Below are 23,343 nucleotides of genomic sequence, written 5' to 3'. Positions count from 1 at the left end.
ATATGACAATTCAAGCAGATCAAGAGACAGTTACAGTTGAAGCCTTCATTAACGGTCAACATGTAAAATCCCTTTCGCAGTTAGCAAAAGAGAATCCGGCCAATCCAACTGAGATCGTAGGTTATTTCCCTGTCACGACCAAAGAACAAGCGGTCACCGCCATTGAAGCGGCGGCAGGGGCTTTTAAAACGTGGAAACAGACCTCCATTGGTGAACGCATTACTCGGATGCGCAAGGCGATAGAGAAAATTAGAGCAGCGGAGAATGATATTGTGCATTTGCTGTCCAGAGAGCATGGTAAGCCTCTGTATGATGCACACGGTGAAATTTTTGTTTCGCTGATGTGGATGGAGTTTGCTTGTAATGAAGCTGCATCCGTTCTGGCGGACGAGGTTCAGGAGCATGACCATGGTAAAACGATTGTATCCTATGATCCAATCGGTGTGGTGGCAGCGATTAGTCCATGGAACTATCCTATTGCTTTATCTACAATCAAGATCGCTCCTGCCTTACTTGCGGGCAACACGATTGTGCTTAAACCGAGTCCATATGCACCACTGGCGGCGGCGAAGGTGGCAGAGATTATCGCGAGTGAGTTCCCGGCTGGCGTAATCAATGTTGTATACGGTGATGCGGATGTGGGCGTTGAACTGACGAGTCATCCTCTTGTGACGAAAATCGCCTTTACAGGTGGAACTGCAACAGCGAAGCATATTATCAAAGCCGCTTCCGAAACGATTAAAGATATGACGCTGGAGCTTGGTGGGAATGATGCGGCAATCTTTTTGGAAAGCTTTGATGTTCAGGATGAGCGAGCGATGCGCCGAATTGTCATCTCTAATTTCTTGACAACAGGCCAAATCTGTATGATTGCCAAACGCGTATATGTACACCGTTCGATTTATAATGAATTTGTGGAAAAATATATAGAGGCAGCTAATCGCTGGATTCGAATTGGTGATCCCTTTGATCCAAACACGACGGTGGGGCCCGTTAATAACCTGAAGCAGAGAGAGTACGTGAATGGTCTGGTTGAAGATGCGCAGAAGCGCGGAGCCAAGGTCATCCCTCTCGGCCAAATCCTGGATCAAAAGCAGTTTGAACAAGGTTACTACCTGCAACCTACACTTGTTTTGGATTGCGATGCTCATGATCCGATTGTTGTGGAGGAACAGTTTGGTCCGACGGTTCCGGTTCTGCCATTTGACGATGAAGAGCAGGTTATTAAACTGCACAATGAGAGCATATATGGACTTACGAGTTCTGTGTGGGGAAAAGAAGAGGATGCCATCTCTTTGGCACGTCAACTCGAAGCTGGAACAACCATGATCAATACAGCTGCTGTGCAGGGGCTTGATGTTCGGTTCCCTTTTGGTGGCTTCAAGCAATCAGGTATTGGCCGTGAATACGGCGCAGAGGGTATTCTTACGTATACGGAAAAACATGTGATCAACGTTCCGAAGATGCTGGATCTTCCATATATACCTGAATAGATTTAATCGAATAACACACCACATCGACAGTGTGCAGGGAATAAATATGATGTGAAATTAGAATTAAACATTGAATGTAGGCTCTTCATTTGCGCTTTGTTTACTGATTGTTAATCAGTAGACAGGGCGCTTTTTTGCTTACATATAAGATTCTTAACCAATATTATAACGCTATAAATGTAGTACTTATTTAATGGAGGCAACTCAGTACATATCATCTCTAAAGGGCAAATATACGGGTGGTCAGAATTTGGTTAGACCTCTAATTTATAATGGTCAGGTATGCCAGTTTCGCCATAAATTTTAGAAATGGAGGAGATTCTCGTATTGAAGCAAAGACGCAATGTAGGTAAACCGTTATTGTCCTTATTTCTGGCAATTATGCTTGTTATGCAGACAGTGATGTTCTCCACTGCCGCATATGCAGAGAGTGTACCTAACGATAATGGAATGGGCGCAGTTAGCGAATCTGACTCGATGAGTATGGAAGAACCAACTTCAGTATCCGAGGCAGTATATGATGTACCCAACAATTCCATAATGCTGGCAGCTGTCCCAATGGATAAAACAGCAGTTTTTATGGAATCTAATGTATCCTTTCCGCTGGAGTTGAAGCAAGGGAATGTGGTCATTGATCTGAACGGTATTATTAAGGGACGACAACCATTTACGCTCAAATCGGAAGGGCTCAAGATACCTGTCAATGGAGATGATGCCAATCCAACGAATGCAGATCCTGAGAAATACATTCAAAAGGGTGACTGGATTGAGCTGAAAAGAGAAGATCACTTCAAGGAAGTCGTGCTTCCAACAGCGACCAGAACCTTGTATGCACAGACTGACTCAGGCACTAAACAACTGGGTACTACCTATTTTACTCCAAATAGCATTCGAGTTGTCTTTGATGGTGATGATAACTTTTTCAATGGTGTTGGACGAGGTGTTACTTTCAGTTTCGAAACGACAGCTGATGCAGATGTAACGGGATTGAATTATGGTGATAAAAAACCTGTCAACATCTTTGGTAGTACATATCAGCTAGAGAATCCGAATGTTACAGCAGAGTACGGTATCACGTTAACCTCGCCTGGAATGATCAGGTGGGATCAGTATAGTTATCGCGGACTTCAACCGGCCCAATTCGTAGAAGGCGCGATTACTTGGCAGTCAACCGTATCGGCATCCGATCAGTTTGATAAAACGATCAAATTGCCATTAGACGGGAAGACATTTTATACGAATCCCTCAGCATATAATACAGGCTCTGGAAATTCACGCGGCATTTATGTGGAGGGCTCCTTCAAAGTTAACGATCAGAACGTAGCACCAGTTGTTGGAGCAGACGGATCGCTGACTTACATTTTTCCACAGGGAACAGGTCCGGAACCCAAAGTGGAATATAAAACCTGGATTCCTAAGGAATCGTATTATTACGAGTATCGGAATCCGCCAACCAATCTGGGGCGTAGCCACCGGGATACGAATGGTAAAGTGGAACTGAGACAAGACGATAGCATGCTGGTGCAGGCTGGGCTGGAGATGGCCTTTGCTCCCGACTGGATTCAATCCAGTGCTTCATACGATCATGCGAGTGAGACCATTACCTGGAAAGTCACAGTTAACCGATATAACAAAAATGGGTTGAAAGACTTTACGATTACCAATGGTTTACCTGCCGGGCTGAATTTTGTATCGGCTGAATGGCAAGAGGATGGTACCGAATCTGGATTAACACCCATTACACCAGATGCAAACGGTGTGTATTCTTTTGGAAATATTAACGGTAAAGTGGATTTAATTATTAAAAGCAAAGTAATAAGTGGTTCCAGCTTCAGAATCGATCCTCGCGCCAACTGGAATTTGGATACACCGGCTGGTATACAGAACAACGATGTAACGACGGGTAAATGGCCTGTAGCAGTAACGGACGAGGCCATCGTTAACATCGGCGCGCATAATTTCACCAAATCAGGTGCTGTTTCTACAGAGGATTATAACCAAGGTAGCATCACGTGGACGGTTAACCTTGCCCCACAATATGCTCTGCCGAATGCAGCGGTATATGATGTCCTTGTACATGGCGGTAGTTTGGACGTCTTGGACAATGCCGTAGATGTAAGTGGTGAAGTGAGTGCAGAAACCATTGCGAAAATCAAGGCGAATGTAACTTCCGCACAGCTTTGGAAGCAGTATAAGGCAGGAACGCTGAAAACGAGTGAAGCCAATCTGACGATGAAGGCAATCCCTTTAACGGTGGATGGTAAAGTGGTGGCGGATTTAATCAAGGTGACTGGATATACGGATAGTTCCGCATCCTTCAGCTTCCGTGCACTGGAGACCAACCCGGACATCCTTTTCAGACAGGACATCAACGTAGGCAAAACAAGTTCTAATCGCGCTTTGCTCATTGATGGTGAGAACGTAAGACAAACGCAAAACAATGCCAATCTTCACCTGCGTATGCTGAACAAGGATATGCTCTTTGCTTCAAGGCCGTTGAAAGTCGATGGCACACTTGAAAATGTTAGCCCAAATAACGTTAACAGTTACATTAGAAACGATAGTAATGATGCATGGACGATTTCTGCTTATGACCGGACAACCAAGACAGTCACCTTCCGTCTAGGGGTAAACATGCCCGGATATAACACAGAAGAAATGGCTAAAGATGGCGGTAATCGAGTCATTAGTAATATGAAGTTAGTGGACACATTGCCTGAAGGATGGGAGTTTGTTCCCTTTTCCGAAGGTAAAGACTATGAGCTTTGGAAAGGATATTCCGACAACGGTTCAGGTACAGATTACGGTACGAGAAACGATGCCAAGAACATTATTGAACCAGGCACTGACGCTCATGTCGTAAGCTCCTTCACCCATAATGGCAACGTAGGAACGTTCACTTTCTCTAAATTGGAGAGTCCTTATGTGATCTTGGTGAAGGCAAGACCTTCTAACGAAGCTTTAGAGGAATATTTGAACGAATACACGACGAATGGCACGGACAAGCAAGTGGTATATAACAAAGCTGACCTCCATATGTCTTGGGGTGGAGTAGAAAAGATTGTCTCTGAACAGCGTAAGATTATCGTACCGATCCAGACTCTGAGCAAGTCGGTAACTAAACCTGTTCCAGGTGTGTTGGAATGGACAGTAAACTATACTCCGCCATTTAACATGAAGCAGGGCGTTTATCTGGAGGATACCCTGGGTGCAGGCATGAACTTACGTTATGAAGTTAACGGAAAGCTTGTGCTGACATCACCTAGTATGGCCGTCTACCTTGCTAAACTAACAGCTAGCGGTACTCTGGAACGAGGTGAAGCCCTCGACCTGAGCGATCCTAATAGCGAAGTTCAAGTAGAGGTTGCACCAGGTGCAGATGGGACTACCGTCCTCAAATTCAAAATGAACAATCCGAATAAGTTTTACCAGTTTGTATACCAAACTGAAGTTGATCCTTCGAAAGCGAAAGCCGGAGACAAAATGGGCAACGAGGTAAAACTGAAGGGCGATGACAGTCTGAGTGCTGTCAGCGCTAGAAGTGAAAGTACACTGGACAGTTCAGACGTAGCAGGTAGTTCAAGCTCCAATGCCTTGTTGCCTCTGAGAAAAGTAGATCCGAATGGAAATCCGTTGAAAGATGTAGAATTTACACTCTATAAAAAAGACAGCGGAACTACAGTGATCAAAGGAAAAACCGATAATTTAGGGAAACTTAATCTTCTATTCCCTGACCCAGGCTACTATGAGCTGAAGGAAACATACATTGATACAAATACTTGGTTGCCTACAACAAAGATTTATCAAGTATATGTAGGTAATACACCGGGAAAACCTCTCTGGGTAGACGGGGTAAAAGTAACCTCGGATCAGCCACTGATTGTGCCAACACCTGCCCAAGGCAAGCTGACCATTACCAATAAGGTAGAAGGCAACGGCAGTGATCCGAACAAAGGGTTTGTATACACTGTGACCTTCACTGGTGAAGGTCAGGACGAAGAGTATGTCTATAAGAAATCGGATAATACGTCTGGAACGCTCAAAAATGGAGACAAGATCGTCCTCAAGCATGGGGAATCTGCAATACTTCCTGCTTTGCCTGCGAATCTGGTCTATACCGTGACTGAGGACGATTATACGACCGTTGATGGCTATACGACCACACCTGATACGAGAGAGCTGTCCGGCTCCATTGTGAACAAAGGTGATCATAAAGCGGACTTCATCAACGAACGAATCGTTAACAAGCTGACTATTAGTAATACGGTCATGGGCAACGGTGGCGATAAGACGAAGGAGTTCGAGTACACCATTCACTTTGAAGAAACAGGCAAAGATGAAAGTTACTCTTACATGAAGTCGGATAATAGTACAGGCACGATCAAGTCTGGCGACACCTTCCGCCTCAAAGACGGAGAGACACTGGATATTTCAGGCCTGCCTAAACATCTGAGATACACAGTTAGCCAAAAAGATTACACAACCGATGAATACATGACTACTCCTGAGGAACGGTATTATTCCGAGGTGATGAAAGGCATGGATGAAGAAGCTCCATTCACGAACGTGCGCGTTTTGAAGGGCGGACTACTCATCAGCAACACAGTGAAAGGCAAAGACGAAGATAAGAGCAAGCTGTTTAAGTACACCATCACCTTCACAGGTGAGGGATCAGATGAGTCCTACGCCTATGAGAAGTCAGATGGCAGCAAGGGCATGATCAAGAACGGCGATAGCTTCGAGCTTACCGATGGCCAGACACTTATTGTGCAAGGACTCCCTTCATCTCTCGAGTATACGGTAACGCAGGACGATTATACGAAAGATGGTTATGTGACAGACCCTGAACGTTTTGTTCACACGGGTGTGATTCCGGAGAAAAAAGCGGCTGAAGCTAAATTTAAAAATACTCGCCCTTATCTGGAAGGTGTACTGCGTGACAACAATACAGGAGAAGTCATTCCGAATGCATCCATCACGGTGACTGATCTGAAGACAGGTGAAGAGCTTCAGATTGAGACGAATGAGAAGGGTGAATATGCAGTCCCAGCCGTAGCTGATACGGACTACACGATCACATATACGAAGTTGTATCGGGTAGGCGGAAGAGATGTACCTGTTAAGTTTACACAAAAAGCAAATGTAAACAGCAGTGTTACAGACGAGACCATTCCAGCGGATATCACTGCTGTAGGTATCATTATGCTCAAACAAATGGACGGAACAACAGAGCTATTTAACAGCTTGCATACCAGCCATATGTATATCTACCTGAAAGACAGAGACGGTAATTATATTACGGAAAATGGTCGTCCTAAGGCTTTTCCAATGGCTTCGAACGGAACGTTCTCCGTGGAAGGCTTAAGCGAACAGAAGTACACCATGGAAGTTCGTTATCAAGTGGAGACGGGTGAGGAGTTGCTCCTCAAAGTAACGCAACTCGACGTGAAAGCTAACGGAGAGCTGAATATTTCTGAGGAATTAGTCGACCCTTACGGTACGGTCTACGATGAAACTACAGGAAATGCGAGCACGGGCAAGAAAATTGAAGGAGCCAAAGTTACACTGTATTATGCGGATACACAGCGGAATAGAGATAAAGGTCGCATTCCGGGTACAAAAGTAACACTTCCAGCGGTTCCAAATTTCCCGCCGCACGACAACAAGAGTCCAGAGCAGGATAGCGATGTCAATGGATTCTATGCGTACATGGTATTCCCTGAAGCAGATTACTATCTGGTTGTAACGAAGGATGGATACGAAACGCACACTAGCGGTACGATTTCTGTAGATTTTGACATTGTCAAATACGATGTGCCAATGAAGCCGATCCGTTCAGGTGGTGGCTCCGGTGGTAACAGCGGAGGCAACACTGGCAACAGTGGAACCGGCAACGGCACTCCAGGAACGAGCACTGGCAACAGTGGGACCGACCCTGGTATCCCAGGAATCAACAACGGTACTCCAGGAACGAGCAATGGGAACGGTGGGACCGATAATGGTATTCCAGGAACCAACAACGGTACTCCGGGAACGAACAATGGGAACAGTGGAACAGATAATGGTGTTCCAGGAACCGATAACAGTATCCCAGGAACTGACACTGGCAACAGCGGAACCAATAACGGTAATCCGGGAACGAACAACGGCAACACCGGAACCAATAACGGTACTCCGGGAACGAACAACGGCAACACCGGAACCAACAATGGCAACGATGGAGCGACCAAAGGTGACCAGGTTACGGATAACGTCAGCAACGAGTTGGACGATGCTCCGAAAACAGGAGACAACGGTATATCGCCAATGTTCTATATGATTTTGGCACTGATGTCCTTGATCACGATCGCTTTCTGTCTGCTCGGTAACAAGAAGAAAAAGCACATTTAATGACCGGAAAGGCGGTAAGAACATGAGCAAAACCAAAAAAATTCTTATCGCCATTTCCTCCCTTGTGTTGGTATTCTCTCTCATCGGTATTTCGAGAACGCTGCTGCGAGATTATGCTGAGCAACAGAAAATAGATGAGTTGGCGAACATGTGGGAGGAAGGGTCGAATAAAAACGGAGGGGATGCAATCCCCTCTTTTTTGTTCAATAAGAAGAAAAAGCGAGTCATACTTCCTGAATTTCAAGCCCTTTACGAGCGGAACTCGGACATAGTGGGCTGGCTGAAGATTAACGGCACTCGAATTGAATATCCTGTCATGCAAAATCCAGAGGATGCGGATTATTATCTGGATCATGATTTCGATAAGAAGGAAACCCAAGGTGGCCTTCCTTTTTTGGACAGGCATAGCCAGATCAGGGGTTCAGATATTTTGCTAATTCACGGACATCATATGAAAAGTGGCTGGATGTTTAAAGACCTAATGAAATACAAGAGTGAAAGCTTTTATAAAGAGCACGCTACATTCGAGTTTAGTACGCTTTACGAAAAGGAAGAGTACGAGATTGTTGCTGTGATTCTATCCAAAGTGTATCGTAAATCAGATGACGTGTTTAAGTACTATCAAATTGGGGATGTACAGACGTCCACCGAGTTTGATTCATATGTTCAGAATATCAAAAAACTCGCTCTTTACGACACAGGTGTAAACGCTCAGTATGGTGATAAACTTGTTGTACTGTCCACATGTGAATATTCGACTGAAAATGGCCGGCTAGCGGTAGTTGCTAAAAAGCGTTAAGGCCGATGACGAAACACCAAATGAATGGGTTTCATCTCGCGTGTCCTCTTTAGAGGACACGTTTTTTTGTGTTATCCCCTGACTTTTAATGAAGTTTCAGGATTGAGGTTAAACGTAGGTGGATTAGAGAGGAGTCTTCTTTATAATGGAGATGAGTGCTATACGCGAATAAACAAGTAAATATCAGATTCTGGAGAGGGAGTTGTAAAGTGCCGATAGAGAATCAAGCGAATATGTTGACGACTAGAGTAGAATCTATTCTTTATTATGCCGAACCGTTCTTAACCAGTGAACATAGAGCAGGCTGGATCGGCGGTAATGCACCTGAGTTTTTTGATGACCAATCTGAACTCATCCACGAAGGTAACCAAAAGTATGCTTTTTATCTGAGCCTTAACCATCCCTTCAAACCAGAGAGCATGATCTCGATCTTTATCCCTGAAAATCGTGAAAGCTATCTGGAAAATAACATCTATCCTGATTGCTCGATCAAGGTGATTGAACATCCTGTTTCAGCAGAAAGCATCCAGGGGTCCTTTACTCACAAGGATCTGATAAGACACTCCATCTCACACGGAGAACGAAGCAAGGACGAAGAATCAATGGAGCAGCCCTTTTTGATCAAGGTGGGCGGTAATCCGAGACTGATTCAGGATGAAGACTATTATTTTGCAAAACTCAAAAAAGAGTCACTATCATTCTTTTTCCAAGTCGATGAAGATGGTTATCCCGATACATTGATTCAAGAGGATGGCAATTATCCATTTGGTTTTGGTTCTCTATATATTTTCGCCAAAATGGGTACTGAAATAGAACACCCTGTAGCCGGTTTCTGTCAGTTTTCTTAAGTGCAATAGACCAAAATCGCATGAAATCCTTAACCGTCCTGTTCTCTGCAGCGGTTATTTGGGGAGAGGCGAATTGGAACGTCTCTGCTTCGTGATATGTAAATCCAAAGAGTACCTATAAACGCTACTGACATAACGTTGTCAGTGGCGTTTTTTTATAATCAGATCAGTGCAGCAAGGGAGACAGGTAAGTAACAAGATTTAGGGATAAATAATGTAGAAAATTAGGGAGGATGATCTGTTATGAATTTTGCTTCTGTACGTATCATTACTGACAATGTAGAGGGTCTTATAGCGTTCTATGAACACGTTCTTGGGGTTACAGCGGAGCGCCCTGCACCTGTATTTGCAGAGTTTGTTTTACCATCATGCACGCTTGCCATCGGGCACACCCAGACCACAACATTATTTGGGGTGGACGCTGAAAATGTAGCCGAGGCCATGAATCATCCGGTCATTTTGGAGTTTCATGTTGCTGATATCGAAGCGGAATACGTGCGCCTGAAAACATACATTCATGATTGGGTGCAACAACCAACCACAATGCCGTGGGGAAACCGCTCAATGCTATTTCGTGATCCGGATGGCAACATGGTAAACTTCTTTCAACCGATAACCAAAGAAGCGATTCAACGATTAAATGATAGACATTAACTTATAAATATACGCATAAAATCAAATCACGTCTTGTTTACGATTTTCAATAAATCAGTAGACAGGGCGTTTTTAAATCTGTATTTGGCGGAAAAAAGCAACTCATAACTACGGCAGCGATTCAGCTCCTAAGTATTTCCTTCTTGTGGTAATATAAGTGAGTCAGTACATATTCTGCGCTTTGGGAACGAAAAGATCAGCTTGAGTACGAGACATCAATGGATAGGGAGTGATTTTGAATGAGTCAGTTTCTTCAGATGGGAGCAAATACAACTTTAAGTGCGGCAAAAGGGAGTATCAAGATTAGCCACGAGATTTCGAATCTCATCGATGTTTCACTAACGGCCTTCCTTTTAACGGAGTCCGACAAGGTGCAAGGAGATAGCGGGATCATTTTTTACAATCAACCAACAAGTTCCACAGGTGTAGCCACTCTTTTACCCTCCGAGCAAGCAAGTAATACCAAAGTACATAGAATTGATTTCGATATGGATAAAGTTCCTGAAGGGATAACCAAAATAGCAATAACACTGACAGAGGATCATAACACAGGATTTTCGAATGTGAAAAATCTGACAGCTGAAATATGTACTGATAATACAGTTATTCAGTTATCTCCCTCCAGCTTCACGAATGAAAATGGAATCGTAGTTCTGGAATTATATTTAAGGAATGGACAAACCAAGGCAAAATCAATCTGGCGCGGATTTAATTCAGGGCTTGAAGGATTGTGTAAAAACTATGGTGTTGAGGTTGAAGCGGACGAACCAAGCAAACCTGCTGAGCCTCACATTACTCCAAATCCATCACCAAAAGTGTCTGATTCAATGAGTGGAGCTGCTGCTGATCAGACAAATACCCAATCATCTAAATCATCATTAAATCTTCAAAAGGTAACGGGTAAGATTAACCTCGAAAAAGGGCAAAAGTCAGTACTCATAGATAAAACACCAGAGATTACAGCTACAGTATCATGGGAGACTGGAACGGATTATGATATCTACGCTTTGGTCTACACCAAGGATGGTAAGCAGATTGATGTAGCTATGTTTGGTGCGAAGGGCGTACCGCCACTTCAAAGCTTTGGTAACGGTGCTGTAGAACATAAGGGTGATGTGGGGAGAAGTAACCAAGCCATTAAGACAGAGGTGATCAAGTTAAGATTAAGAGATGATATCCTCGCGGTTGTTCCTGTCGTTTATTCAGCTCAGTCCAATGGGACAGGTTCTTTCTACAGATACAAGGTCTCGATGAGTATAGATAATCATGAGGGAACCTCTGTTACGATCTCGGCTAAGAATGCTAATAACAATGATAAGATATATACCTGTGTACCAGGAATACTGTATAACACACCAGACGGTGTAATCATAAGTCCATTGGAGCTTTATAGTAAGCCTAATTCAGAGAATAGGCCCAAGCTCAAGATGGGATCTTCCAAAATGGTAGAAGTGATCATGGATAAAGGGCCGATGAATGACTATAAATAATCAAATGGTTCGTTCAAGTTAACTGTCCCACAAATCTGTGCATGAAATGTCGGATGTGAACATTCCACTCTTGATATTCTATACCTGAAAGGAGGTCATTTGGATGGATTCGCTGGCCAATCTGAATAGAGCCTTACAGTATATTGAAGATCATCTTGAGGAAGACATCGATCTGAAGGAAGCAGCGAAACGGGCACATTGTTCAGACTATCATTTTTCAAGAATGTTTTCCTTTCTTGCAGGCATTCCGTTGTCGGAATACATCCGGAGGAGGCGTCTGACTCTCGCGGCATTCGAACTTCAAGCTGGAGATTTAAGAATTGTGGATGTGGCAGTGAAATATGGTTATCGATCAGCTGATGCTTTCTCCAGAGCTTTCCAAGCATTGCACGGAATAACGCCATCATCGGTCAGGTCGCATGTGTCGTCTTTAGTAGCCTATCCACGAATGACCTTCCAATTAACTGTTCAGGGAGGAAATGCAATGAACTATCGTGTTGTTGAGAAGGAATCGTTCTATATTGTAGGCATAATGAAGAGGGTACCCATTCAATTTGACGGGGTGAACCCGGAAATTGCATCAATGTGGCAAAGCTTAACCAGTGAAGATATTGGTGAATTGAAACAACTTTCCAATGTTGAGCCACAGGGATTAATTTCAGCTTCGGTGCATTTTTCTGAAGGGCGAATGGAGGAAAGAGGAGAGCTGGACCATTATATAGGTGCTGCTACATCATCCAAGGAGTTTCCTGAGAGATTTGCAAAGTTAGAGGTTCCCGCAATGACGTGGGCCGTCTTCGAAGCGGCTGGACCTTTCCCGGAAACGTTACAACAGGTATGGGGTCGAATCTATTCCGAATGGTTTCCTTCTGCCAGCTATGAAGTGGCGGAAGGACCGGAAATCTTATGGAATGAAGGTAAAGATGTGTCATCTCCCAACTTTAAGAGCGAGATTTGGATACCTGTTATTCCAAGATAATAGAATAGTAGTGCGGTTACTTGTATTTAAGGCCATCCATCAGAGGATGGCCTTAAACGTATGTTTGAACACAGCATGGTAAACCCTGATCCAAGTATAGGGGAATTTTTATAGAGCTATGTAAAGTTCACTTAAGATATTCATTGCCTATATCCCGCATCATTCGAGTGGTATCCTTTTCTTATGTCAGATGCGCACCTGATGAGTCTTAATTGAGAAAAGGAGAAGAAGAGATGAGTAAGGACCACATGATTCGTTCGATGTTATCTGAAAAAGTAAATATGACGCCGAATGGACGTATCGCTGATCAATTAAACCTGGAAGAGTTTGCGGAGTGCCACGAGCTATTTTTTGACAAGATCATGGAAATTCATGTATCTGATATCCAGGGAATCGAGGGCTACGGTGAATTTGATGAGGAATGCAAAACAGAATACGGAAGCTGTAAAGAATTTCTGATCGAAACATTCGCAGAACCTCAAGAGGGCTATTGGTATAATTGGCAGGAGATGTTCGAGACAACGATACTTGATCGTGAATTTTTTGAAACATATTTGCAGGAAATGAAGGATAGAATCCCGTATTGTGAGGGGAAACGCTATTTGGTCTATAACAATACATTCTTCGTTAATATGATCACGGATGGCAAAACGACGGTTGGATTCCCTGACTGGAGCAGATCCGGCATCGGCGATTTTCTTCTCGATTTTGTAATTATGGATTTAAATAAGCCATACTTGCGTATTCCAGAATTATTATTTGATTACTGCAAAAAAAGGGAGATTGTCATACCCGATTTTCAGGAAAGATTTCTATGTATGGCTTATTATAAAGGCATTGACGTCTTGCGCTGGCACGCATCTATTGATGATACGGAGTCCTGCTGGTCCATTATGAAGTCTATCAGTGAACTAAAAGATCGAATTTACGCGTTATAGATGGTGATATTATGAAATATATCAATGCTAGCGATGTTCTTCCCGAGGAACTGATGAAAGAAGTTCAGAAGTATGCGGCAGGCAAACTATTGTATATTCCTTCCGGGGAGGAAAAAAAGGGTTGGGGCGAAACGTCGGGTTACCGAACTCAACTCAGAAAGCGCAATCGAATGATCCGAAATAAGTACGCTCATGGGCTCACTGTATCAGAACTTGCGGATGAATATTATTTATCTCTGGACTCTATTAAGAAAATCATCTACTCGAAGCATACCGATGCACAATTAACGTATTCTCCGATACTAGAATCAGCTGTAAGCTATGCCAATACCGGCATGCTTGAAGAATGGATACAATGCTATTTGTTGCTCACTTGCCAGGCCTCTCCCGATGTGCAGGGACTCATAAAGGAAGATGGTTTATACTTTGGAGTGGTGCAGTTTCCATTACGCCTTATTCAGTATGAAGAATTCGATAACGTGGAGAACGTAGCAAGCGAAAGTGATGATACATCGATGTCCCCACCACTTCTTATTCAGTATAGGGAAGGAAAGTTTCATTGCATGATGCAGAAGGGATTGCTCGCTTCGTTGAAACAAAGCAAAATAAATGCCTATCCCTCCATCATTGTATTAAAAGAAAACGCCGAGTATAAAAGATTCATGAAACATTTCGGCAATGTATTCATTTTTGTTAATAAAGTTTGATTTAATAGCTGGGCCATCCTGTAAAGGAGGCCCTTAATGTAATTGGGAAAATGATATTCTTTCTTTTTAATCTACAAAGTTTAGTAGTAAAGCAAACATTGTGCAGTTTATCCTACGCCATCACTTTCTAACAGGGAGTAAAAATTATCGCGGTCTTCATCATCTAATTTGCCAAGCGTCCGCACCTTGACCATTGCATGCCCGCCAAACAGGTCGATCTCTTCGCCATAATTGTTGTAGAGAGCAATCATATTGCCATCCTGATTTATCTCCATATACCCGTAACAAGTTGCCTCAGGCACTTCGCCATAAAAGAGAAAAAATTGGATTTTATCCACGCTGTTCATGTAAAGCTCCTTTCTTAATTCCTCATCAATCTGAACAATATTTTACGTGATATCGGATGAATTGAAAAAAGTGATATTGCCCTGCATATCCGGAAATTCATTACTGTATAGAAAGAATAGAGGGGGGCTCGCTCGTTATATCGCTCATTCGCACATTATTTCTTGACGAGAGGGGATTTGGGGAGTATTATAACGTGCCGGTTTTTACAAGGTCTATCCATAAAAATAAGAACAATCTTACGTCCTGTTTACGGTTATCAACAAACCAGTAGATAGGGCGTTTTTCGTTCGTTAAGTTGAACGTAGCAACAGGCGAGGTATAACCCCAAAAAAGCATCTGGCACCCTCACTCTCTCACAGAGCAAAAATCAAGGGTGCTAGATGTTCGTGATCTGCAAGTTTTTGCGATAGGAGCGCGGGGTTGTACCAGTCTCTCTTTTGAACATGTTGCAGAACTGAGCATCATTCACGAATCCAGCCTCGGCGGAGACATCCGAGATGGACATCTGTGTGCTGGCAAGCAGATGCTTTGCGTAATCCAGGCGTTTGATTAGCATATATCGAGAAGGGGAGGCTCCGTATTTCTCTTTGAACAGATGCCGGAAGCGATCATAGCTATATCCGGACATGTTCGCTAACATCTCGATGGAGAGACGTTGTGTGAAATGTTCATTTATATATGAAAGCACATGTTGGAGTCGATCTCCGGAGAACAGAGGGTACATGCTGTTACCTCCACGATGGAGCAAGTGCAGTAACATATGGTGTAGACGGTCGTTCAGGTAGTCCTGAGCACCTTCACCCCGCCGTGTATATTCCGTGTTCAACTGTAGCATGTAGTTATAGATGTTATGCTCCCGGTCATCCTGATGCATGCCTTGCAGCTCGGCAATTTCGGACAGATCCGTCTGAAATCCAACAAAAAGTACCTCAGCGTCCCCGCGATGATCCTCATCATGCTGTTGGTGTGGCGGAATAAGTGCATAGGTTCCAGCTTGAAAATGGTAGTTATGTTCTCCAATCATGGATGTCCCGTTCCCTTTAAAATAATATACCAACTCATAACATTCATGGCGATGAGGGATGATATGTGTGAACCGGACGTGTTCGGCTCTGACAACATATAGAACTTGATCCATTATTGTTTCCCCCTAATTTCGACAATTAGCCGAATCGTACAAAAAAGCGACCGAAATCATATAAATATAATGGCTTGATTTTGTTATGATCATACTCATAAACGAATGTTAAATGAAAGTAATCGTTTTTACGTTCGGTTATAGCAGAAAAGAAAACGCATTACAATTCAGAATTAGGTTTTAATTTACATGATTTATAAAGCTGGGCTGTAAGCACGACAGATTATCCATGATTTTAACAACAAACAGGGGTGTGAGTAAAGAACATGAAGAAGAATGCGTTGGTAATTTGTATGGTAGCGTTGTTGTTGCTTCTGTCCGCATGTGGAGGTAAGAAGGGTACAACAGGTGAAACGGGTTCAGCAGGAACGGGGAATGGCGGTGAGCAGACCAATCAACTGAAAGTGGTATTGCTGATTCCAGGTACACTGGGAGACAAATCCTTCTTCGACGCTGCTAATCATGGTCTTGAGCTAGTTAAGTCCGAACTGGGCGCTAAGACCAAGGTCATTGAAATGGGTGCAGACAAAACAAAGTGGGAGCCAACGTTTAACGATATTTCTGCTGAGGACTGGGACATCGTCATTTCTGGTGGCTCTGAAATTACAGAAATGTTTAATGCTGCTGCGGAGCAGCATCCGGATAAAACGTTCATTAACTACGATACAGACATCGAGGATGCCCCGGCCAATGTATATAATATGTCCTATTCTACTAATGAAGTATCCTTCCTGGCGGGAGCGGTTGCGGCGCTCACGACCAAGTCGGACATGCCAAATGCAAACAAGGACAACCTGATCGGTTTCCTGGGCGGGATGGACATTCCCGGTATCAATGCTTTTCTCGTCGGTTACATTGAAGGAGCTAAGTACGTAGATCCAAATATTAAGGTCGCTGTATCTTATGCTGGTGATTTCGTCAATCCGGCCAAAGGAAAAGAACTTTCCCTTATTCAATATAACTCGGGAGTTGACGTGATTTTTAACGTAGCGGGCGGTACAGGCCTGGGGATTTTTGATGCAGCCAAGGAAAAAACCAAGTATGCGATCGGCGTGGACTCGGACCAGGCTGCGTTGCTCAAAGAGACAGACCCTGCCAAAGCTAACCTTATCATTACTTCTGCGATCAAAAAGATCGACACTTCGATTTTGGAAGCCGTGAACCAGGCGAAAGAGGGCAAGCTGGAGACAGGAAAGCGCCAGGTGATGGGCTTTGTCGAGAACGGTGTTGGTATTGCGGAGAATGACATCTATACAAGTGTATTCCCTGCTGATCTGCAAGCGAAAGTAGAAGAGATCAAGAAGAAACTTGAAAACAAAGAGATTAAGGTATCCAATGCGATGGGCATGGAAACCTCAGAGATCGAAGCGATCCGTAATAGCGTGAAGCCATAAGATAAGCATAAACATTCGTTTACTGGATAGGATCATCGGAGTGAAATAACCGAGTGTATGTTGTACAGCTGGAGATGTAGTCATGATCATTGATGCATTTTCGGCTGTACATTTTTTGTGCACATTGCTAGTAGAGAGGAGCAACCCGACATGTCCGGCGCACTGTTGGAAATGCGTAATATTTCAAAGGTTTACCCCAATGGGGTGGTCGCTAACAAGAATGTTCAGTTCTCCTTGCAGGAGGGAGAGATTCATGCCATCGCCGGGGAGAACGGGGCGGGCAAGTCTACATTGATGAAGATGATGTTTGGCATGGAAGAGCCGAGCGAAGGCGAGATTTTGTTAAAAGGAAAACAGATCAAGCTTGGCAACCCTCAGGATGCTATTGCGCTTGGAATCGGTATGGTGCATCAACACTTCATGCTCGTTCCTTCCTTCACCGTGGCTGAGAATATGGTGCTCGGCATGGAGCCGAGACGCGGTGTGGGCATTCATTATGCAGAAGCTGTCCGCATGACGGAGGAAACGGCGCGCAAGTACAATCTGTCCGTGAATCCAAGGGCCAAGGTTGAGGATTTGAGCGTAGGGATGAAGCAAAAGGTAGAGATTTTGAAAGCTCTGCTACGTGGTGCAGAAATACTCATTCTGGATGAGCCTACAGCCGTACTAACTCCACAGGAGACAGAAGAGTTGTTCCGAGAGTTGAAGCTGCTGAAAGAAAAAGGACATACGATTGTGTTTATCTCGCACAAGCTGAAAGAAGTGAAAGCGATCTGCGATAGAATTACCATTTTGCGTGGCGGACGTACCGAGGGTGTGCTTAACATTGCAGATGTGACAGAACAGGAAATATCACGGCTAATGGTTGGACGGGATGTTGTGCTTAAGTATGACAAGACGCAGAAGAATTATGGTGAGCCTGTACTGTCTGTGCAGAATTTAGGGGCAGTTGATCCCGAAGGCAAGGCACTGTTGTCGGATATCAGCTTTCATGTTCGTGCAGGAGAAATTGTCGGGATTGCTGGTGTAGAAGGCAATGGGCAAAGTCAGCTCGTAGAAGCACTGACTGGAAGCTTGGGGAACCGCTATGCAGGCGGCAAGGTCGAAATGAAGGGAAAGGATATTCATTCACTCGGTATCCGTGAGATTCGTGGGCTCGGCGTCTCCTACATCCCGGAAGACCGGATGCGCCAGGGGTCAGCTGGTGAGGCAAGTATTGCAGACAATCTGATCTCCACCCGGTACCGTTCGAAATTGCTGAATAGAGGGCCGCTCCTTAGTATGTCATCCATTCAAAAGCTGGCAAGTTCTCTGGTGGAGGAATTCAAGGTTCGTTGCTCCGGCCCGTCACAGCCAATCGGTATGTTGTCAGGAGGCAATATGCAAAAGGTAGTCGTTGCCCGTGAGTGCTCAACCGAACCGGATCTGCTCATAGCAGAGCAACCTACGCGGGGGGTGGACATTGGAGCGGCACAGTTTATCCATCAGAAGTTGCTGGAGCTACGGGATGCGGGCTCTGCAATTGTGCTTGTATCGGCTGATCTGAATGAAATTCTGGAAATGAGTGATACACTGCTTGTGTTATATGACGGCAAGATTGCCGCCCGGTTGGATTCGCCGTCAAGCGTCAGCGAAGAGGAGCTGGGTCTCTACATGCTTGGGATTCGTGAGCAGCAGGAGCAGTATGAGGAGGAGGCTTCCCCATGATCCGATTAAAATATTTTGAAGTATACCGCACGGCAGCAGTCATTCTTATTTCTTTAGCTATTGCATTTATTATTATCTCTCTGGTGAGCAGCCAGCCTGTAGAGACTATCCGCATCTTCCTGTTTGAGCCGCTGTCCACCTTAAGCCGCATGGGCAATGTTGTGGAAATGGCAATCCCGCTCATGTTTACAGGGCTGTCGGTGTCACTCCTGTTTAAAACGAACATGTTCAATTTGGGCGCAGAAGGCATCTTTTATATCTCAGGTATTGTTGCTGCCATTCTGGCTATTCATCTAAGCATGAACGGAATTATGCACCCGATCGTGGCGATTGGAGCGGGTTCGATTGTGGGTGCACTACTCTCAGCTATTCCCGGTTATCTAAAGGCCAAATGGAATGCCAATGAACTGGTCACATCACTGATGTTTAATAGCATCTTTTTTGGAATTGGCTTGTATCTGTTGAATTATCACCTGCGGGATGCCAAGGCGTTCTCGAATGTATCTTATAAATTTGCCGAGACGGCACAGCTGGACAAAATAATGCCAGGCACACGGCTGCATACCGGACTGATCATTGTGCTGGTGTTGATTGTTCTTGCTCATTATTTCATGTATCGCACGAAGTGGGGATATGAGCTGCGCATGACGGGAGCCAACCGCGAATTTGCTGGATACTCCGGTATGAAAACAGCAAAAGTCATCATTCTGGTGCACCTAATTGCAGGTTTTATTGCCGGTATGGGTGGTTCGGTCGAAGTGCTGGGCATGTATAATCGCTTTCAATGGACGGCATTGCCGGGATATGGACTGGATGGTGCACTTGTGGCCATGCTTGCCAAGAACAATCCTCTTTCCGTCATTGGTGCCGCACTCTTCCTCGCCTATATTCGTATCGGTGCGGACCTGATGGCTCGTTTGTCGGATGTGCCTTCCGAGATGATTTCCATTATTCAAGCAGTCATTATTTTGCTGATCTCTGCGGAGCAGTTCTTGAAATTCTGGAAGAATCGGATGCTGCTGAAGGAGGCCAAACTGCATGAATAGCCTGCTGAACGTCATTTTAACGACGGATTTTGCCTTCTCTGTATTACGGGTTACTACTCCGATTTTGTTCGCGGCTTTAGGTGCATTGATCTCCAATCGAGCTGGGATCATCAACATTGGTATGGAGGGAATCATGCTCGTATCCGCACTGGCGGGGGTTGTTGTCAGCTCATACACGGCCAGTGCCTGGATCGGATTACTTGGCGCAGTGCTGTCGGGTACGGCGATTGCCGGAATGCTTGCTTTCTTCACCCTTAAATTCAAGACGCATATTATTCTCGGCGGCGTTGCCATCAATATGTTTGCATCAGGGGGAACGGTGTTTCTACTGTACTTGCTTAGTGGTGACAAAGGTTCATCTACGTCCTTGCCGAGCAAGGTGCTGCCTAGTATAGATATTCCCCTGTTGCAACAAATTCCGGTGCTCGGCCCGATTCTGTCAGGGCATCATATTTTGACATATGCTTCCATTCTAGCCGTTATTGCCGTCTATTATTTATTAAAACGTACGCCACTAGGTCTGCAAATTCGTTCCGTCGGTGAGAATCCGCATGCGGCACAGTCGGTTGGTGTCAGTGTGGTGAAAATTCAGTATATGGCTTTGTTGCTGAGTGGATTCTTTGCCAGTTTGGGTGGTGCCTACATGTCGATGGGATATTTATCTCTATTCACCAGAGATATGATCGCTGGCCGGGGCTGGATTGCCATCGCAGCGGAGTCTATGGGACGCAGTACAACCGTAGGCACAGCCCTGACCTCACTGCTATTCGGTGGAGCGGAGGCACTGGCTAATGCATTGCAGGTGCTCAAGATACCGGCTGAGTTAATCGGTACATTGCCTTATGTAGCCACCGTGATCGGACTAATTGTTTATGCGATTGCTGAGACACGTAAGAAGCGGCGTAAATTCGCACAAAAAACGAACTGAGGAGAGAACAATGACAAAACCTATAATTATTGACTGTGATCCAGGACATGACGACGCAATTGCCATTTTGCTGGCGCTGGCTAACCCAGAGCAGCTGGAGATTAAGGGCATCACAACAGTGGGCGGCAACCAGACCTTAGAGAAGATTACGAATAATGCGCTCAAAATTCTCAGTTTTGTCGGAGCGGATATCCCGGTAGCGAAAGGAGCGAAGGGGCCGCTGTTGGGTTCCTTAGTGACGGGAGAGGAAGCCCATGGTGAATCGGGAATGGACGGCCCTGTACTTCCGCCAAGCCGCTTTCGGGCAATTGAAGAAGGGGCTGTAGAGTTTATACGAAATCTGTTGCTGTCTTCGGATGAGCCGATCACCCTTGTGCCCATTGGCCCGTTGACCAATATTGCTACCCTCATTCGTGCGTATCCTGAACTGAAGTCACGGATTGCGGGCATTTCCATGATGGGTGGAGGCATTGCTTATGGAAATGTAACTCGTACAGCAGAGTTTAACATCTATGTTGACCCGGAAGCGGCCCAAATTGTATTTGAATCAGGAATTCCGATCACGATGAGTGGACTGGATGTGACGGATAAAGCGGCTATTTTTGACGAGGAGATTGAGGCTTTGAAAACACGCGGCCCCGTATCAGTTATGGTTGGGGAACTGCTGGACTTCTACTCGATTTACGGCAAAAAGATGGGTTACCATGGCAATGCCCTGCATGATCCGTGTGCCATTGCATGGCTGCTTCAGCCTCAGCTGTTCCAAAGCAAAATGCTGGACGTGACGATCGAAACCCAAGGAACGCACACACGCGGGATGACCGTGGGCGACTTGCGCACCAAGACAGATCGCGAGCCTAATGTGAACGTACTGCTAGATGTTGACCGTGATGCCTTCATTCGTCTCATCTATGATGCACTTGCTATCCTGGACGCTCGTGTAGAGCAATCTCCACAAGGGGATTCTTAATATGGCAGGCTGGACTGACTTGCGAGAGACGGTGCGACTTGAACTGCTTCAACGGGGTGAGGAAGGCTGTGACACTCAGGGATATATGCAAAAGTGGGACGAGGCCGCTGATGATGAGAGCACGCTGTTGCAACTCTACCGAGAACTGATGGAACTTCAGGTATCGGCTGATTTTCCTTTTGCAGAACCTTCGAATTTGGAAGACATCCGTGCTTTGCGTCCAGAGGGACCTCGCGAGCTTCAAGCGGACTGGAGTGAGCAAGTATGGCGAGATAAATTCTACGGGGCTTGGCTCGGGCGAAGTGTTGGGTGTGCACTAGGGAAGCCATTGGAACACCCCGATTACCTCTACGGTAAGGATGGACGCCCGGGCTGGGAAAATATTGAGCTTTGGTTCAAGGGAGCTGACGCCTGGCCAATTCGAGGGTATACTCCTGAACATTCCCGTGCGGAGCAGGAGTATGGCTTGAGTTTGACAGAACTAGGGCCTTTAAGTGTCCGAGAGAAAATTCGGTTTATGGAGAGCGATGATGATATTCGTTACACGATTCTGGGCTTGCTGTTGCTGGAGGAAAAAGGGCTGGACTGGGATTCGTGGGATATCGGAAAACTGTGGCATCACCGTCTCACATACAGTCAGGTATGTACAGCGGAGACACAAGCATACATGAATTTCGCTCAGGAGACCTCGCACCTGAAATCGGATAAACCTGTAGATTGGGCGCAACGCCAGGAGTGTGTGCGTATGTATCTTAATCCATACCGCGAGTGGATCGGAGCTGCAATCCGTGCTGACGGATTAGCATATGGTGTAGCCGGACGACCTGAACTGGCAGCCGAACTTGGCTGGCGAGATGCCTCCTTTTCTCATGTCAAGAATGGTATTTATGGTGAGATGTTGAATGCAGCGATGATCGCTGCGGCGTTTGTGGAAAATAATAGCGAGCGTATCGTAGAAATTGGACTCAGCGAGATTCCGAAGACAAGCAGACTGGCCGCAGATGTGCTTCAAGGCATGGAGATTGGACTCTCTGCTCGGAACGAGCGGGAATTGGTCAGCAGGATTTGGGATACGTTCAGTCATTATGATGCGGTGCATACCAATAACAATGCTGCACTGGTAGCAGCATCTCTGGTGTATGCTGGCAATGATTTTGAGAAGGCAGTTGTCACGTCTGTTTATGGTGGGCTCGACACCGATTGTAATGGAGCTACGGTTGGGTCGATCATGGGTGCGCGCCTTGGGGCAGCACAGTTGCCCGAATCCTGGACAGCTCCACTAAACGACACGCTGTACGCCGATCTGGTTGGATTCGATCCGGTGTCGATCTCTTCCTGTGCTGAACGCAGCTATCAGGTGTTTTTGAAGCTTCACAATCAAGCGCGTAACTAGGGCGTGTCTTGAAACCTACTGAAGTACATCTTTTACCGCCTTTTCGTCCCTGATGCGTCAGTTTCCTTTGCTTGGAACGATCCTATCATAAAATAGAACTCGAATTAATTATATTAATAGT

16 protein-coding genes and 1 pseudogene are annotated in these 23,343 nt (G+C 45.2%); 15 read left to right on the top strand and 2 right to left on the bottom strand.

Annotated features, from left to right (window positions below):
- Positions 1-2: 2 nt before the first annotated feature.
- From H7T88_RS06020 to H7T88_RS29235, 9 genes and pseudogenes are all read left to right on the top strand, one after another.
- Complete coding sequence (locus H7T88_RS06020; RefSeq protein ID WP_154889712.1) at positions 3-1,493, top strand: aldehyde dehydrogenase family protein; 1,491 nt, start codon at positions 3-5, stop codon at positions 1,491-1,493.
- A 327-nt stretch (positions 1,494-1,820) separates the two neighbouring features.
- Entirely contained in the window at positions 1,821-7,883 is a 6,063-nt protein-coding gene (locus H7T88_RS06015; RefSeq protein ID WP_221787650.1) for a DUF7601 domain-containing protein, read from the top strand.
- Positions 7,884-7,905: 22 nt separating this feature from the next.
- Positions 7,906-8,682 (top strand): class B sortase, encoded by a 777-nt coding sequence (srtB, locus tag H7T88_RS06010; RefSeq protein WP_221787649.1) that lies wholly within the window; start codon positions 7,906-7,908, stop codon positions 8,680-8,682.
- A 209-nt stretch (positions 8,683-8,891) separates the two neighbouring features.
- Positions 8,892-9,530, top strand: a complete 639-nt coding sequence (locus H7T88_RS06005; protein ID WP_221787648.1) for a hypothetical protein — start codon at positions 8,892-8,894, stop codon at positions 9,528-9,530.
- A 243-nt stretch (positions 9,531-9,773) separates the two neighbouring features.
- The gene (locus H7T88_RS06000) at positions 9,774-10,184 is read left to right on the top strand and encodes a VOC family protein (protein WP_221787647.1); all 411 of its coding nucleotides are present in this window, start codon (positions 9,774-9,776) and stop codon (positions 10,182-10,184) included.
- Positions 10,185-10,423: 239 nt separating this feature from the next.
- A complete protein-coding gene (locus H7T88_RS05995) occupies positions 10,424-11,674 on the top strand; it encodes a TerD family protein (protein WP_221787646.1) in 1,251 nt (416 codons plus the stop codon).
- A gap of 103 nt (positions 11,675-11,777) precedes the next feature.
- Positions 11,778-12,653 (top strand): AraC family transcriptional regulator, encoded by an 876-nt coding sequence (locus tag H7T88_RS05990; protein WP_221787645.1) that lies wholly within the window; start codon positions 11,778-11,780, stop codon positions 12,651-12,653.
- Between the two features lie 233 nt (positions 12,654-12,886).
- Complete coding sequence (locus tag H7T88_RS05985) at positions 12,887-13,591, top strand: hypothetical protein (RefSeq protein ID WP_221787643.1); 705 nt, start codon at positions 12,887-12,889, stop codon at positions 13,589-13,591.
- 11 nt (positions 13,592-13,602) lie between these two features.
- Positions 13,603-13,860, top strand: a pseudogene (locus H7T88_RS29235) (CD3324 family protein); the annotation flags it as partial.
- A gap of 545 nt (positions 13,861-14,405) precedes the next feature.
- Here H7T88_RS29235 and H7T88_RS05975 read toward each other — a convergent pair.
- Complete coding sequence (locus H7T88_RS05975) at positions 14,406-14,645, bottom strand: hypothetical protein (RefSeq protein ID WP_221787642.1); 240 nt, start codon at positions 14,643-14,645, stop codon at positions 14,406-14,408.
- A 377-nt stretch (positions 14,646-15,022) separates the two neighbouring features.
- Positions 15,023-15,784, bottom strand: a complete 762-nt coding sequence (locus H7T88_RS05970; protein WP_154889725.1) for an AraC family transcriptional regulator — start codon at positions 15,782-15,784, stop codon at positions 15,023-15,025.
- A 266-nt stretch (positions 15,785-16,050) separates the two neighbouring features.
- Between H7T88_RS05970 and H7T88_RS05965 the strand changes: the two genes are divergently transcribed.
- From H7T88_RS05965 to H7T88_RS05940, 6 genes are all read left to right on the top strand, one after another.
- Complete coding sequence (locus tag H7T88_RS05965) at positions 16,051-17,178, top strand: BMP family ABC transporter substrate-binding protein (protein ID WP_154889727.1); 1,128 nt, start codon at positions 16,051-16,053, stop codon at positions 17,176-17,178.
- 150 nt (positions 17,179-17,328) lie between these two features.
- Positions 17,329-18,885, top strand: coding sequence for an ABC transporter ATP-binding protein (locus H7T88_RS05960; RefSeq protein WP_154889729.1), 1,557 nt, complete (start codon positions 17,329-17,331; stop codon positions 18,883-18,885).
- Positions 18,882-19,931, top strand: coding sequence for an ABC transporter permease (locus H7T88_RS05955; RefSeq protein WP_154889731.1), 1,050 nt, complete (start codon positions 18,882-18,884; stop codon positions 19,929-19,931). The genes H7T88_RS05960 and H7T88_RS05955 overlap by 4 nt, the downstream gene beginning before the upstream one ends.
- A complete protein-coding gene (locus tag H7T88_RS05950) occupies positions 19,924-20,859 on the top strand; it encodes an ABC transporter permease (RefSeq protein WP_154889733.1) in 936 nt (311 codons plus the stop codon). Before H7T88_RS05955 ends, H7T88_RS05950 begins: the two co-directional genes overlap by 8 nt.
- Positions 20,860-20,869: 10 nt before the next feature.
- Positions 20,870-21,829: a nucleoside hydrolase gene (locus H7T88_RS05945; protein WP_154889735.1), complete on the top strand. Its 960-nt coding sequence runs from the start codon at positions 20,870-20,872 to the stop codon at positions 21,827-21,829.
- Between the two features lies 1 nt (position 21,830).
- Positions 21,831-23,222, top strand: coding sequence for an ADP-ribosylglycohydrolase family protein (locus H7T88_RS05940; RefSeq protein ID WP_221787641.1), 1,392 nt, complete (start codon positions 21,831-21,833; stop codon positions 23,220-23,222).
- Positions 23,223-23,343 lie beyond the last annotated feature (121 nt).

It is taken from the genome of Paenibacillus cucumis (ex Kampfer et al. 2016) (genome assembly GCF_019748695.1).
In the GTDB taxonomy this organism is placed as follows: domain Bacteria; phylum Bacillota; class Bacilli; order Paenibacillales; family Paenibacillaceae; genus Paenibacillus; species Paenibacillus polysaccharolyticus.
The sequence above is the reverse complement of the archived record's forward strand: the minus strand, read 5'-3'. Positions and strand labels throughout refer to the sequence as shown.